Origin of the sequence: Pseudomonas sp. TKO26 (genome assembly GCF_003225665.1) — a bacterium.
GTDB classification, from domain to species: Bacteria; Pseudomonadota; Gammaproteobacteria; order Pseudomonadales; family Pseudomonadaceae; genus Aquipseudomonas; species Aquipseudomonas saponiphila.
This window is the reverse complement of record NZ_QKLN01000010.1, coordinates 21,772-35,155: the sequence shown is the minus strand read 5'-3', so window position 1 is coordinate 35,155 and position 13,384 is coordinate 21,772. Positions and strand designations below refer to the sequence as shown.

At 64.9% G+C, this 13,384-nt stretch carries 13 protein-coding genes; 7 read left to right on the top strand and 6 right to left on the bottom strand.

All coding sequences use genetic code 11. The annotated features are described in order from the left end of the window. Positions 1-137: 137 nt before the first annotated feature. On the top strand, positions 138-1,706 hold the full coding sequence (locus DNK59_RS16130) for a murein L,D-transpeptidase (RefSeq protein WP_110723841.1): 1,569 nt from the start codon (positions 138-140) through the stop codon (positions 1,704-1,706). 181 nt (positions 1,707-1,887) lie between these two features. On the opposite strand, the gene DNK59_RS16125 is transcribed toward DNK59_RS16130, so the two are convergent. Further along, a complete protein-coding gene (locus DNK59_RS16125) occupies positions 1,888-3,771 on the bottom strand; it encodes an amidohydrolase (RefSeq protein WP_110723840.1) in 1,884 nt (627 codons plus the stop codon). 113 nt (positions 3,772-3,884) lie between these two features. On the opposite strand from DNK59_RS16125, the gene DNK59_RS16120 reads away from it, so the two are divergent. Then, the gene (locus DNK59_RS16120) at positions 3,885-4,256 is read left to right on the top strand and encodes a hypothetical protein (RefSeq protein WP_110723839.1); all 372 of its coding nucleotides are present in this window, start codon (positions 3,885-3,887) and stop codon (positions 4,254-4,256) included. 3 nt (positions 4,257-4,259) lie between these two features. Continuing rightward, entirely contained in the window at positions 4,260-4,442 is a 183-nt protein-coding gene (locus DNK59_RS16115) for a DUF1289 domain-containing protein (RefSeq protein ID WP_060838734.1), read from the top strand. A 51-nt stretch (positions 4,443-4,493) separates the two neighbouring features. Here DNK59_RS16115 and DNK59_RS16110 read toward each other — a convergent pair whose 3' ends face one another. After that, positions 4,494-5,135, bottom strand: a complete 642-nt coding sequence (locus DNK59_RS16110) for a LysE family translocator (RefSeq protein ID WP_110723838.1) — start codon at positions 5,133-5,135, stop codon at positions 4,494-4,496. A 246-nt stretch (positions 5,136-5,381) separates the two neighbouring features. Between DNK59_RS16110 and DNK59_RS16105 the strand changes: the two genes are divergently transcribed. Then, on the top strand, positions 5,382-6,056 hold the full coding sequence (locus DNK59_RS16105) for an ATPase (protein ID WP_110723837.1): 675 nt from the start codon (positions 5,382-5,384) through the stop codon (positions 6,054-6,056). Between the two features lie 117 nt (positions 6,057-6,173). Here DNK59_RS16105 and DNK59_RS16100 read toward each other — a convergent pair whose 3' ends face one another. The 3 genes from DNK59_RS16100 to DNK59_RS16090 form a co-directional block, all read right to left on the bottom strand. Further along, the gene (locus DNK59_RS16100; protein WP_110723836.1) at positions 6,174-7,022 is read right to left on the bottom strand and encodes a CAP domain-containing protein; all 849 of its coding nucleotides are present in this window, start codon (positions 7,020-7,022) and stop codon (positions 6,174-6,176) included. A 94-nt stretch (positions 7,023-7,116) separates the two neighbouring features. Continuing rightward, positions 7,117-7,812 (bottom strand): DUF1963 domain-containing protein, encoded by a 696-nt coding sequence (locus DNK59_RS16095; RefSeq protein WP_110723835.1) that lies wholly within the window; start codon positions 7,810-7,812, stop codon positions 7,117-7,119. Positions 7,813-7,890: 78 nt separating this feature from the next. Further along, positions 7,891-8,850, bottom strand: coding sequence for a GlxA family transcriptional regulator (locus tag DNK59_RS16090; RefSeq protein WP_110723834.1), 960 nt, complete (start codon positions 8,848-8,850; stop codon positions 7,891-7,893). A gap of 98 nt (positions 8,851-8,948) precedes the next feature. Here DNK59_RS16090 and DNK59_RS16085 point away from each other — a divergent pair, with 98 nt between their 5' ends. Then, positions 8,949-9,404: a tautomerase family protein gene (locus tag DNK59_RS16085; RefSeq protein WP_177431258.1), complete on the top strand. Its 456-nt coding sequence runs from the start codon at positions 8,949-8,951 to the stop codon at positions 9,402-9,404. Between the two features lie 20 nt (positions 9,405-9,424). On the opposite strand, the gene DNK59_RS16080 is transcribed toward DNK59_RS16085, so the two are convergent. Continuing rightward, positions 9,425-9,919, bottom strand: a complete 495-nt coding sequence (locus tag DNK59_RS16080) for a PaaI family thioesterase (RefSeq protein WP_110723833.1) — start codon at positions 9,917-9,919, stop codon at positions 9,425-9,427. Between the two features lie 725 nt (positions 9,920-10,644). Between DNK59_RS16080 and mqo the strand changes: the two genes are divergently transcribed. Both mqo and DNK59_RS16065 read left to right on the top strand, forming a co-directional pair. Next, positions 10,645-12,282: a malate dehydrogenase (quinone) gene (mqo, locus tag DNK59_RS16070; RefSeq protein WP_092315665.1), complete on the top strand. Its 1,638-nt coding sequence runs from the start codon at positions 10,645-10,647 to the stop codon at positions 12,280-12,282. Between the two features lie 269 nt (positions 12,283-12,551). Next, positions 12,552-13,274 (top strand): GNAT family N-acetyltransferase, encoded by a 723-nt coding sequence (locus DNK59_RS16065; protein ID WP_110723979.1) that lies wholly within the window; start codon positions 12,552-12,554, stop codon positions 13,272-13,274. Positions 13,275-13,384 lie beyond the last annotated feature (110 nt).

The following is a 13,384-nucleotide window of genomic DNA, read 5'->3' as shown; positions in this document are numbered from 1 at the left end:
TGGTCACTTTGGCTCCTGACGTCCTGTCGTTCCCCCGGCAGGCTGGTCTATATATTCAAGGCCCGGGCCTGATTGACTTCCCCATCTGCGGTAACGATTGGCCGTCAAGCTGGCGGCCACGGATTGGAGTAAAGCAGTTGTTCAAAAAACACGCATGTTACTTGAGCCTGTGCTTGCTCGCTGCGCCATTGGTCGCGCTGGCCGGGGAGCAGGCGCCGCTGCCTGTGAGCCCGATGCAATTGGCGCTGACCCAACTGGCGGTGGCTTGTCCGGCCCTGGCCACGCGGGTGAATCCGGCCCAGCAACAGCTGTTGCAGGGCTTCTATCGGCAGCAGGGCGAGCAGCCTGTTTGGGGCGTCGAAGGTCGCTTGTCCGGCCTGCAGGCACAGCTGGCGCAATTGGTGGACGACGGCCTCGACCCTGGCCGTTACCGCCTGCCGTCGAGCAGCCCGGCGGGCGACCTGTGTCACGACATCGAAATCAGCCAGCAGTACCTGCAAGCCTTGCAGGACCTGCATTACGGACGCCTGTCGCAGGCCCGCTTCGAGCCGTTGTGGCGAGCCCAGCCGCTGCCGGAGGATCGCCAGGCGGCGCTGCTGGCGATGGCCGTGCCGGGCATCGAGCACCTGGCCACCGCCTTCGAACGGGCGCGACCCAACCTTGAGCAGTACCGCAACCTGCGCCAGGCCTATGCCCAGCGCCGCCAGCAACCCTTGCCACAATGGCCGGCGGTGGCCGGCGGCCCGTTGCTGCGTCCGGACATGCAGGACAAGCGCGTCCCCGACCTGGCCCTGCGCCTGTACCGCGGTGGCCTGCTGCCGAGCCCAGAGGTCAGTGCGGATAATACCTACGGCAGTGAGCTGGTGAGCGCAGTGAAAAACTTCCAGCTCAGTCACTCGCTGCAGGCCGATGGCGTGATCGGCGCGGGCACCCTCAAGGAGCTCAACGTCAGCCCGGCCGAGCGCCGCGAGCAACTGCGCATCAACCTGGAACGCCTGCGCTGGCTGGCCCAGGATTTCGAGCCGAACATCGTGCTGGTCAATGTCGCCGCGGCGCAGTTGACCTTCTACAAGGACGACGCGGTGGTGTGGCAGACCCGCACCCAGGTCGGCCGCGCCGAGCGCCAGACCCCGTTGTTGAAATCCCAGGTCACGCGCCTGACCCTGAACCCCACCTGGACCGTGCCACCGACCATCCTCAAGGAAGACAAGCTGCCGGAGATCCGCCGCGACCAGAGCTTCCTCGACCGCCAGAACCTGCAGGTACTGGACGCCAATGGCCAGCCCCTGGCCGTCGAGGACATCGACTGGGAGCGCCCGGGCAACATCCTCCTGCGTCAGGGGGCGGGGCCGCGCAACCCCCTGGGGCGCATCGCCATCCGTTTCCCCAACCCGTTCTCGGTGTACCTGCACGACACCCCGAGCCAGGCCCTGTTCAGCAAGGGACCGCGGGCCTTCAGTTCGGGTTGCGTGCGGGTCGAACAGGCCCTGCAACTGCGCGACTGGCTGCTGACCCCTGCGGAGCGGCTGCGCACCAACGACCTCTTGGCCACTGGCCTGACCCATGAATTCCGCCTGGCCAAGCCGGTGCCGATCCTGCTCAGCTACTGGACGGTGCAGGCCGACAGCCATGGACAATTGCTGTACGCCCCGGACATCTACGGGCATGACCAACTGCTGTCGACGGCGCTGGGCAGCAAGATCTGACGCGGCTGCGTGGGCCAAGGCAACGCGTGACGAGGCAAGCGGCTCGCGCTGGGTGGCGTAGCCGCCGCGAGGCCCGCATGGCGCTCCAGCGGGGGCTGCCTCGCTCGCCACCCGCGTCGTCTCGCCAGCAGAAAAAACGCCGCGGTGCCTGGATGGCACGCGGCGTTTTTTGTCGCGGCGCTCAAGGTTGCGCGGGGGCCAGCCGGTCGTAGATCACATCCAGCGCCGGGCCCAGATCGCCGTCGCCCTGGGCCACCGCCTTGATGCCTTTGGGCATCGGCAATGACGGATCGCCGTGCATGCCCAATGGCGGCGGCAACCCAGCCACCTGCGCCGGTCGCTCATAGATCACCCGGCCTTCCTTGACGGTCTTGAGCACCTTGATTTCGCTCAGGGTCTCGGGTTTGACGGTCAGCGGGTTGGCCGAGAGCACGGCAAAGTCCGCCAGCTTGCCTGAGGTGATGGAGCCTTTGCGGTCCTCCTCGAAGTGCTGGTAGGCCGACCACAGGGTCATGGCCTTCAACGCCTGCAGTGGCGTCACCCGTTGCTCCGGGCCGAGCACGTAGCCGCTGCGTGTGGTGCGGTTGACCGTGGCCGCCAGCACTCGCATCGAGTCGGGCAGGGCCACCGGCGCGTCGTGGTGGGTGGTGAATTTCATCCCGGCCTTGAGCACCCACTGGGTCGGCGAGATGTTCTGCGCACGCTCAGGCCCGAGTACCGACTCGCGGTGCCAGTCGCCCCAGTAGTAAGTGTGCATGGGGAACAGCGACGGGAAGATCTTCAGCTGCTTGAGCTCGGTCACCTGGTCCTTGCGCAGCGTCTGGCCGTGGATCATCACCGGTCGCACATCGACCCCGGGGTAGGCTTGTTCCGCGGCGCGCATCGCGCTCAGCAACTGGTCGATGGCACGGTCGCCGTTGGTGTGGGAAAGGATCTGCCAGCGGTTGGCCAATGCCTCCTTGTAAAGGGCCTGGGCATCGGCGTCCTTGATCACGCCATAGCCGGCATAGCTGGCGTCCTGGCCTTGCGGGGGCTTGAAGTAGGGTTGGGTCAGCCAGGCGGTCTTGCCCTGGGGCGAGCCGTCCAGGGTCAGCTTGACCCCGCCGATGCGAAAGTGCCGGTTGTACACCACCGGCTGGTTGCTCGGGTGATACCAGGGCGCGACCAGCAGTTCCTTGGTGCCGGGGGTGAGGATATCCGGGTAGGACACAATATCCGCCAGCAGCTTGCCGTCGCCCGCGGCCTTGATCGCGGTCCGCACCTGATCCGGCGAAGAGCGGCCGTCCTGGACCGTGGTGTAGCCATAGCTGATGTACAGCTTCTGCCCGGCGCTGAGCATGTCCACGGCCTGGTCGGCGGTGAGCTTGGGGAAGATCTTGATCAGGGCGTTGAAGAAGGCGTTTTCCTCCAGCACGCCGTTGGGTTCCTGGCTGCCGTCGACGCGGCGGATCACCCCGCCTTCCGGGTTGGCGGTGGAGGCGTCGATCTTTGCCAGCTCCAGGGCCTTGCTGTTGAGCACCCCCAGGTGCGACGACTGGTGGACGATGGCAATAGGGACGTCTTTGGACACCGCGTCCAGGTCGTCCTTGGTCGGATGACGCTGTTCCTGGAGTTGGGAATCGTCATAGCCAAAGCCGAACAGCACGCCGAACTGCTTGGGGATCGGCGATTGCTGCTCGAAGTTGCGCAGGGTTTCCTGAAGCTTGGGGATGCTGTCGTTGGCACCATCCGGCGGTGGCAGCAGGTTGGCGCTGGCGGCCTGGAAGCCCACCATCGACACATGGCCGTGGGGATCGATGAAACCCGGCAACAGGGTGGCACCTTTGAGGTCGAGCATCTGCGTGGCCGGGCCCTGGCTCTTCAGGACTCGCTGCTTGTCGCCCACGGCGAGGATCTTGCCGTCCTTCACCGCCACGGCCTGGGCATTGGGCTGCTGGTCGTCGAGGGTGATGATCGGGCCGTTGAACCAGATGGCGTCCGCCACTGGCGGCGGGCTGGCAGCCAGGGCGCTGGCGCTGGCGAGCTGCAGCGCCGCCACGAGCAGCGCGAGGGAGGTCTTGTGCATGTCGGTTCTTCCTTGAAGCGGGCAGGAGGGCTCTAGCCTAGACGCAAAGCGCCGCCGCAGGTGGCTTGTTTGAGGTATCTTGTGCGGCCTTTTTTCCTTGCTCAAGGTCCTGCATGCCACTCGACAAACGCCGGCAAGCCGCCATGGAACGCCAGCTGGCCGCCACCCTGACCGAAGCCTGCGAGGCCGCCAAGGCGGAGATCGTCGGTTTTTCCTGGTTGACCCACGAGGTGAGTTACGCCGCCTTTCCGGCGAGCCTGGTGGTGGCCTGGATCTTCGACACCCAGGCCCACAAGGAGCAGGCCCTGGCGGCGGGCCAGGGCTCGCGGATGATCGAGCTGACGGCCCGGGCCCTGGGCGAAGCCGATGTGCACCTTGAGTCGTTGGCGGCCCATGTGTTCTTCGACAGCGAGGAACAATGCCAGCGGATCAATGGCGGCGATTGGGCGCAACGCCTGAAGCGCCTGCGCCCGGGACGGGGTTGAGCCATGGCCAAGGAAATCGACAATCCGTGCATCGCCCTGTGCCAGCTCAGTGGCGACCTGTGCCTGAGTTGCGGACGGACCAAGGACGATATCCGCAAATGGAAGCGCATGAAGCGCCCGGAAAAGATGGCCGCTGTGCAGCGCGCCAGTGCGCGGCTCAAGGCCTTGCAGAAAAAGAAGGGTTGAAGGCTGCTTCACTCTCCGCAAGGCAGATCAGGTTCCCGGTCAGGCGCCTGATCAAACCGTCTGCCGACGCATGGCCAGGATGGTGCTGCCGAAGAAAATGAAGGTCGAGCCCACCACGCGATTGACCCACTTGGACAGTGCCGGCCGGGTCAGCACGCCCTTGGCCCGGGAAGCGAGCACGGCATAGACGCTGAGAGAGATCAGCGACAAGGCCATGAAGATCAGGGTCAGGATGAAGAACTGCGGCAGCAGCGCCGCGTGCTGGTCGATGAACTGGGGAAACAGCGCGGTGAAGAAGATCGTCGCCTTGGGGTTGGTGGCGGCGGTCAGGAAGGCCGACTTGAACAGCTTGAGCCGTGGTGGTGGGGCGAGCTTGCCATTGTCGGCGCTGCTCGCGCTCAGCAGTTGGCTTTTGCTGAACAGCTGCTTGGCACCTAGGTAGAACAGATAGCCGGCGCCGACGATTTTCACCGCGTTGAACACCCACTCGGAACTGGCGATCAACGCGCCCAGGCCGAGCATGGCGGCGGCGGACATGCAGAACAGCCCGCTGATATTGCCCAGGGATGACCACAGGGTCGACTTGGCGCCGTAGGCCACGCTGTTGTGCAACGCCACCAGGGTGGCAGGGCCGGGGCTGGCAATGGCGATCGCCGCCACCAGGGTGTAGGTCAGTATCGAGTGTGCATCCATGGACCGGACTCGTCTTGCAGAAAAAGGGGGCTTGATTCTATAGCGGTGGTGGCGAGCTGTAAGCCAGAAGATGAGGGTTGAGCAGGTCGTGGCGGTTGATCCGGGTCGCACCTTCGGAGGCGCATCGGGGTCTATTGTCAACCATTGCTGCAATCGATAGTTATCATCAAAAAGTGCAGGTTCCGTTTTTCTGACAAAGGAGGAAGATAGCGCTTACACCGTGCTTGCCGCAGAAGGAAATACCCGATGAAAATCTCGACTTTAGTGACCCTTGTGGTGCTTTTGATCGCGGGAACCGGGGCTTCTGCTACCACCCTTGCTGCTGACGACGCCTCCTGCCACTTCCTGCCCATGGCCGACAGCAGTGCCGATCTGCGGCACGCCCAGTCGGTAGGGGTGCTGTACAGCGAAAACACCCTCAATACCCTGCAATACCTGGAGCACTACCACTCGGTGGCGCTGAACGGGGCGAAAAATGCCGGGCTCGACCCGCGCATCAGCGCCGCCTTTGTCGACAGCTCCGACCCGCAGCGGGCGATCAACTGGCTGATGGCGTCGTTGCAGAAACACTTCGCCAGCGTGACGGTGTATGACAGCCTCGACGCGCTGGTCCAGGCCCGCCCCGATGCCGTGGTGATGCTCGACACCTACAACCAGCTGGTGACCAAGGGCAACAGCAAAGTGGAAGCGCGGTTTATCGCCAAGTTCTATGACGCCAACCTGCAATACATCGGCCAGGCCGAAGGCATCCAGTCCAAGGTGCTGCCGTCGGTCTGGGTTCGCGGCAAGGCGGCGCCGGAGATCGCGGCGCAGATCAATCAGCAGACCGAACTGCAGGTCGACGCGCTGAAGCAGTTCGATGCATCGCTCAAGGCCCTGGTGACCCAGGGTGAGGCCGGGCAGGTGGCGACCAATCGCTAGCCAGGTGCTTGCCGCAAGCTGAAACGCCCCGATCGATCGGGGCGTTTGCATTTTTGGGGGGCGGTGTGAGCGCGGTCGACGGCCAGTGTCTGCAGGCCGTGCGCCGCGCCTGAGGACTCAAGGCGCGCCGAACATCGCGGTCCAGTAGATCCCGGCATCGCTTTTCGGGTCCACCGCATAGGCCGCGCCCAGTTCGCGGTAGGCCGGGTTCATCAGGTTGGCGCAATGCCCGGGGCTGGCCAGCCAACCGTCCAGCACCTTGCGCACGGTGTCCTGGCCGGCGGCGATGTTCTCGCCCACCTGCTGGCCGGAGTAGCCTGCCAGTTCCGCGCGGTCGCCCGGGGTACGGCCGTCATGGTCCTTGTGGTCGAAGTAGTTCTGGTTGGCCATGGCCCGGCTGTGTTCCATGGCGGTGGTGCCCAAGGTGGCATTCCAGGCCAGGGGCGCGGTCGCCGCAAAACGCTGGTCGCCACATTGCCGGGGCTGACTGCGCGCGCTGTTGATCTGTCCCAGTAGTTGCTGGCCTTCGGCCTGCCAATCGCCGAGGCGCGCCGACAGCAGCGGCCGGGCAAGGACGATGCGCCACTGGTTGGCCTGGCGATTGACGCCGATATCGACGAATTGCGGGTCCAGCACCACTTGGCAGAAGCTCTCGCGCACCGCTTGCATCGCCGCCTGGGCGTCCCGTGGCCCGGAAAGGCTGATGGCCTGCACGTTGACCATGGGGTAGGCCGCCCGTGCCAGGGTCTGCTGCAGGTCGCCGACATTTTCCACCGGCAGGATCAGCCGCGGGTCGCCGGTCAGGGGTGGCAGCTCCGAGGAGGCCTGGTTGGCGCAGCGTTGTGGCTGGCTGCGGTAGGCGTTGATCGACTCGATCAGTTGCGACTGATCATCGGCGGCGGCGCCTGTGGCCGCCAGCACGCCCAGCGACAGGGCGGCGGGCAAGAGCAGTGAGCGCATGGGCATGCAAGTCTCCCGGAAAATGGACAGCGCCCATGATGCACCCGGCGCCGGGGCATTTCATCCGCTGGCGGATGAATTTGGTGTTAACCGCCGCGCTTCAGTAGAAGTCGTAGTACAGCGCCCATTCGCCGCTGCCAGGGTGCTTCCAGAACATCAGGCTGCCGCTGTGCACCACGTTGAGGTTGATCTTGGCGTCGGAGGAAATCTGCATCACGAACTCGAAGCCGTCGCCGGCATCGATCCCGGACTGGCAGAACGATGGGTAGCCCCCGAGCTTGTGCTGGTAGCAATGGCTCACCAGGTCGTAGTAGCACTCGATCTGCCCGGAACGCTCCAGTTCGAGGATTTCCCGCTCCAGGTCTTCCGGCACGCCACCGCCGTCCCACAGCGGATAGTCTGCGGCCACGGTTTCGGCCTTGACCGGGAAGGGTTTGAGAAAGGCGCCCGGGGCGCTCAGCTCCTTGCGCACCAGCACATCCTCGGCGCGGTATTCGCGAATCAGCCAGCGTTCGCCCATGGGTTCCAGGGGCTCGGGGAAAGGATTGGCGACGAACACCGTGAGCACCCGCACGCCTTCCAGCAGCGGGCTGTGCCAGGGCAGGGCAGGCAGGTGGAACTGGGCGAACGGCAGCAGGGTTTCCCCGGCACTGTTGCGTGGCAGCTCTTCATCTTCACGAAACAGAAAGACCCGGCCCAGCCAGCTTTCCTCGTCGCTGTGGGTGGGGCGAAAGCCGCCGGGGGTCAGTTGCAATGCCGGCTTGGCCAACTGGCGCTGGATTTCCTGAATGTCCATGGTCAGGGTTGATTTCCTGTCAGGGGAAGGGGGCGGGCAATGTAACAAAGGCGGCGCGCAGGCAGTAGCGCGTTGTGTTCAACGCAGCTGTCGCGGCGTGGCGTTGAGCAGCTTGCGCATCAGCCGGCGCAGGGCGGTGGCGTCCTGATAGCCCACCTGTTCGGCGACGCTTTCCACCGAGTACTTGCTGTTCTGCAGCAGCGCCCGGGCGCGGTTCAATTGCACGCGCTGGATCAGGCGCAGGCTGCTGTGGCCGGTGGCCTTGCGCACCTGACGGCCCAGGGTGCGTTCGGACATGCCGAACTGCGCCGCCAGCTCGCCGACGCTGGGCAGCCTGGGCAGGCAGGATTCGATATGGGCGGTGAGACGAGCGATCAGGGCACTGCCCTGAGCCATCATCGCCGGAACCGTACAAGGCGCTTGCAACTGGCGCCGATCAATCAACAGCACCTGTCCCACGGCGTCCGCCAGGGCCGGAGAGAAGCGCCTGCGCAGCAAGTGCAGCACCAGGTCGGATTGGCCCAGGGCGGCACCGGCGGTGGTCAGCGGCGGATCGACGATGACCATCTGGTCCGGGTCCACGTGGCAGTCGGCGACCCACTCCTGCAGCAGTGGCGCCAGCCACCAGGAGGTGGTCACCCGGCGCCCGTGCAGCAGCCCGGCGGCCTGCAGCAGGAATACGGCGGAACAGGAGGCCGCAACTTCTGAGCCGTTCTGCACGTGATGGCGCAGGGCCTGGAGCACGGGCGCCACGTCCGCTTGCTGCAGGCGCTGGGCAATGGCCTCCGGGGAGTCCAGGCCCAGCCCCGGCAGAATCCAGCAGGAGCGGTCGTCGGCCGTGGCATCCAGGGCCTCGACTTCCAGCAACAAGCCTTGCCCCAGGCGCACCTGGCCAGCCTGCAGTGCGCAGACCCGCCAGCGCGGGGCACCCAGCCCCAGGCGCGGAGCCAGCAGGGCGGCGCAGGACAGCATGTCCAGGGTCAGGGCGACGCTGGAGGCAAAGGCATCGGGGAGCAGCAGGACAGTGAAATCGTTCATTGGCCGATTATGCATGAAAGATGTCGAATCGGTCGCTGTTGGCCAAGCCGGGCAGGGCGCTCAATAGCGGCTCATTTTTTCTTCGAGTGGTGATAGCGATGCCCAACATCCTGATCAAGATTCCCCAAGGCGCCTTCAATGCCCAGCAGCGCGAGCAGCTCCTGCATGAGGTGACGCAAGTGGCGCTGGACGTGGAGCAGGTGGGCGCGGACCCGCGTCAGCGGGCGCTGTGCTGGGTCTTGCTGGAGGAACTGGCCCCGGGCACCTGGCGCTGTGGCGGCGTCGATCTCGGGGCCCAGGCGCTGCCTTGCCTGGTCCAGGTCAAGGTGCCCGCCGGCGTGCTCGATAGTGCCCGGCGCCAGGCCTATGTGGCCGGCTTGCATCAGGCCCTGGCCGCGTGCCGGTCGGCGGAGGACGGGCGAGTGCTGATGACTTCGATCCTGCTGGACGAGGTGCCCGATGGCACCTGGGGCGCCAACGGCACGCTATGGCATCTGGCGGATTTCACCCGGGCGGCGGGGTATCGGCACTTGTCCCTGGGCAACGGCCAGTAGCTCGGGTTCCCGGCCTAGCCTCAGGCGTCGCGGCCGTGGGCCGCCGCCGCGAGCTGCGAGGTATCGACCCGGACGAAAATCGAATCGCCAATGGCGGTCAGCACATCGCCGGCGTACACCTCGCAGATCACCCGGCTCTTGCGGCCCACCTCGCCGTCGACCCGGGCCCGCAGGGTCAGCGGCACGCCCATGGGCGTGGGCTTGATGAACTTGATGCCCAGGTTGCCGGTCACGCAGTCGATGCGCGGCAGGCTGCCCGGTTCGCGCTGCTCGTGGCGATAGTGGTAGGCCATGGCGGTCCAGTTGGAATGGCAGTCCACCAGCATGGCGATCAGACCGCCATAGACCAGGTCCGGCCAGCCGCAGTACTTGGCGTCGGGCAGGTGCTCGGCGACCACATGCACGCCGTCTTCATGCCAGTGGCTCTTGATGTGCAGGCCGTGGTGGTTGCTGCTGCCGCAGCCGAAGCACACGCCCTCGGGGGCGGTGGTGTCTTGCAGGGATGTCTGGTGCATGGTTGTTCTTCTTGTCCTTGACGATGGTCTGGCAGGTGATGCGGGGGCTCATGATGCCCGCCCCATCGCTGCCCGCCAAGGCGCAATGCAGAGCTGTGATGCGCTGATCGGCCAGCGTCGTTGTGACGCATTGATTGCGGCGGGTGTCGTAGTGGGTCGCGGTTTGTCCGGAGCCCAGGGCAGCCGCTCCGGCCAAGACAGGCTGATGCCGTAATGATATTCTTGCGCTGAATCGGTTCATCGTTTGTGCGCAAATACCTCCCCCGTGCTTTGCTTCAAGTGGCCTGATCGGGTCCTTGCAAATGGGCGGGAGTGTCCGGGCAAACCTGCCGAATGCAATATCAGGCAGTGTTCGTTGACCTTCTTTGGTTGAACCCGACCCTTCTTTTCCTGCTGGCCCCGTGCAGATGGGTGCCGGCATTGTGCGTCGTGCCCAGGCCGGTGCCGGTGAAAGGAGTGGGGCTGCGCAGCCGGCAGGCGGTGCCCCGTGATGTGTCCTGAGAAACAAGTGTCACTCAAGTAGCTGAAGCCAAAAACGACAAGAAGTCAGCGCCCGAGCGATATAAAACTGAGGTCGAGCCAGTCTCGTCGGCCTTGTGTGCCCACCCTCCAGTTCTTTATGAATGCGTGTGTCCAGGGCCTGCGAAATGCCTGTTTCGCCAGGTGCCGAGTGCGCAGGATCGAGGATGGGGCGGCGGATGGCGTTCTATCGTAGGTACTACAGAATGTTGAAGAAAGTGAACACGGCCCTGATCGGGCTGGCGATGTCGATAGGCCTCACGACCGCGCACGCGGCTGAGCCGAAGAAAGTGGATGTGCTGCTGATCGGTGGCGGCATCATGAGTTCGACCCTCGGGGTCTGGCTCAATGAGCTGCAGCCGGATTGGTCGATGGAGATGGTCGAGCGCCTGGACGGCGTGGCAGAAGAAAGCTCCAACGGCTGGAACAACGCCGGCACCGGTCACTCCGCTTTGGCCGAGCTGAACTACACCCCGGAAGGCAAGGACGGCAAGATCGAGATCGCCAAGGCCATCGAGATCAACGAAGCGTTCCAGATTTCCCGGCAGTTCTGGTCCTGGCAGGTCAAGAACGGCGTGCTGAAGAACCCGCGTTCGTTCATCAACTCCACGCCGCACATGAGCTTCGTCTGGGGCGATGACAACATCAAGTTCTTGAAGGCTCGCTACGAGGCCCTGCAGGCCAGCCCGCTGTTCAGCGGCATGCAGTACTCCGAAGACGCCGAGCAGATCAAGAAGTGGGTGCCACTGATGATGGAAGGTCGTGATCCGGCGCAGAAGATCGCCGCGACCTGGACCCCGATCGGCACCGACGTCAACTTCGGCGAGATCACTCGCCAGTTCGTCGCCCACCTGCAGGCCCAGCCGAACTTTGCCCTCAAGCTGTCCAGCGAAGTGCAGGACATCGAGCGCAATAAAGACGGCTCGTGGCGCGTGACCTACAAGAACCTCAAGGACGGTTCGAAAACCGAGACCGACGCCAAGTTCGTGTTCATCGGCGCCGGTGGCGGTGCCCTGCACCTGCTGCAGAAGTCGGGCATTCCCGAGGCCAACGAATACGCCGGCTTCCCAGTGGGTGGCTCGTTCCTGGTGACCGACAACGCTACTGTGGCCGAGCAGCACCTGGCCAAGGCCTACGGCAAGGCTTCGGTGGGCGCACCGCCGATGTCGGTTCCGCACCTGGACACCCGCGTGCTGGACGGCAAGCGAGTGATCCTGTTTGGCCCATTCGCCACCTTCTCCACCAAGTTCCTCAAGGAAGGTTCGTACTTCGACCTGCTGACCAGCACCACCACCCACAACTTCTGGCCGATGACCAAAGTCGGCATCGAACAGTACCCGTTGGTGGAATACCTGGCCGGCCAGCTGATGCTGTCGGATGACGACCGCTTCAACGCCCTGAAGGAATACTTCCCCAACGCCAAGAAAGAAGACTGGCGCCTGTGGCAGGCCGGTCAGCGCGTGCAGATCATCAAGCGTGACGAAGAGAAGGGCGGCGTGCTGAAACTCGGCACCGAGATCGTCGCGTCCCAGGACGGCAGCATCGCCGGCCTGCTGGGCGCCTCCCCAGGTGCCTCGACCGCCGCGCCGATCATGCTCAGCGTGCTGCAGAAAGTCTTCAAGGACCAGGTCGCGACCCCGGCCTGGCAAGAGAAGCTGAAGCAGATCGTACCGAGCTACGGCACCGCCCTGAACGACAGCCCCGAGCGTGTGGCCAAAGAGTGGGCCTACACCGCCGAAGTGCTGCAACTGACTCCGCCGCCTGCGGTGAAAGGTGCAGCACCCCAGGCTCCGGCCAGCATGGCCAAGCCCGAGAGCAACCCAGCGGCCGACATGGCGCTGTAAGCCTCGGCCCCGCCCGCGTTCGTCGGGCGGGGCACTGCGGCGGCCAGCGTGCCGCCGTCTCCTGTGCCGGTTGCGAGGCCCTGCAAGAGGGCTCGCCACCTGCCGGTCCGGCCGGCATCTGCAACTTCCTCAATCCATTTCCTGCTTGTCCGCCGACCCAGCCTGCCCGTCGCGCTGGCGTGCTGCTGCGCCCGGGCGGCCTACGGCGGGTTATCATGGCGCCGCCCGCCATGCCCGGGCATGCCCCCATCCTCGGAGTCACCGCCTCGATGTCCAGCATCACTCTGTTCCAAGCCCCGCCGCCTGAAGCCATCCAGAGCCAGATCCAGCAGATGGTGGTGGACTACATCAGCGACATCAGCGCGGTGGCCATCACCCCCAGCAACCCGCTGTACAACCTGTACCAGTACGGCGTCGGCTACGAGGTGCACCTGTACCTGCAGGCCATGGACGGCTCCCGGGGGATTGCGGTGGAACTGGTGGTGGCCACCGACACTCAGGACCCTGAAAAGGTGCTGGGTTTCACCCTGTACCTGCCGCTCAAGGACGATCCCCAGGCCTGCGCCGTGGCCTACATGGCGGTGCTGCAAAGCCATCGGCGCCAGGGCATTGCCCGGCAGATGCTGGAGGCCATGCGTGGGCGTTACCCCCATGCCGAGCTGGCCTGCCACGTGGCCAAGGTGGCGTGCTTCGAGGCCCTGGGCTTTCAACTGCTGGGCGCTCGCGGTCCGCAGGTGCTGATGAATACCCAAGACCAAGGCAGCGACGGCCTGCTGGCGGTACTCGACGTGGCGCCGATCTACCAGTCAGTGGAAGTGCGGCAGATCCACACCTACCTGCTGACCCAGCACGGGCGCAAGGCCATGCTGGAAGCGGAAAAGAAGCGCGACCGGCAGCTGGACCAGATGACCCGGCAAGCCCAGGCGCTGGTACGCGAGCGCCTGGGGGAAGAGGCATTGCAGGCCCCCGCCCGCGGACTCCGCCTGGTCTGACCCCATGGCAGTAGACGCTGCCAGTGCCGGCAGGCTTGTCCGCGCCTGTCACTGGCGGTGTTACCGCACACAACTTCCCGGCAGCTTGTTACAGGGCTTCTCATGAATTT

Excerpts from the sequence above, each read along its gene's own strand:
- DNK59_RS16125 (WP_110723840.1), bottom strand. The coding sequence starts at position 3,771 with ATGCACAAGACCTCCCTCGCGCTGCTCGTGGCGGCGCTGCAGCTCGCC.
- DNK59_RS16120 (WP_110723839.1), top strand. The coding sequence starts at position 3,885 with ATGCCACTCGACAAACGCCGGCAAGCCGCCATGGAACGCCAGCTGGCC.
- DNK59_RS16115 (WP_060838734.1), top strand. The coding sequence starts at position 4,260 with ATGGCCAAGGAAATCGACAATCCGTGCATCGCCCTGTGCCAGCTCAGT.
- DNK59_RS16110 (WP_110723838.1), bottom strand. The coding sequence starts at position 5,135 with ATGGATGCACACTCGATACTGACCTACACCCTGGTGGCGGCGATCGCC.
- DNK59_RS16105 (WP_110723837.1), top strand. The coding sequence starts at position 5,382 with ATGAAAATCTCGACTTTAGTGACCCTTGTGGTGCTTTTGATCGCGGGA.
- DNK59_RS16100 (WP_110723836.1), bottom strand. The coding sequence starts at position 7,022 with ATGCCCATGCGCTCACTGCTCTTGCCCGCCGCCCTGTCGCTGGGCGTG.
- DNK59_RS16095 (WP_110723835.1), bottom strand. The coding sequence starts at position 7,812 with ATGGACATTCAGGAAATCCAGCGCCAGTTGGCCAAGCCGGCATTGCAA.
- DNK59_RS16090 (WP_110723834.1), bottom strand. The coding sequence starts at position 8,850 with ATGAACGATTTCACTGTCCTGCTGCTCCCCGATGCCTTTGCCTCCAGC.
- DNK59_RS16085 (WP_177431258.1), top strand. The coding sequence starts at position 8,949 with ATGCCCAACATCCTGATCAAGATTCCCCAAGGCGCCTTCAATGCCCAG.
- DNK59_RS16080 (WP_110723833.1), bottom strand. The coding sequence starts at position 9,919 with ATGCACCAGACATCCCTGCAAGACACCACCGCCCCCGAGGGCGTGTGC.
- mqo (WP_092315665.1), top strand. The coding sequence starts at position 10,645 with ATGTTGAAGAAAGTGAACACGGCCCTGATCGGGCTGGCGATGTCGATA.
- DNK59_RS16065 (WP_110723979.1), top strand. The coding sequence starts at position 12,552 with ATGTCCAGCATCACTCTGTTCCAAGCCCCGCCGCCTGAAGCCATCCAG.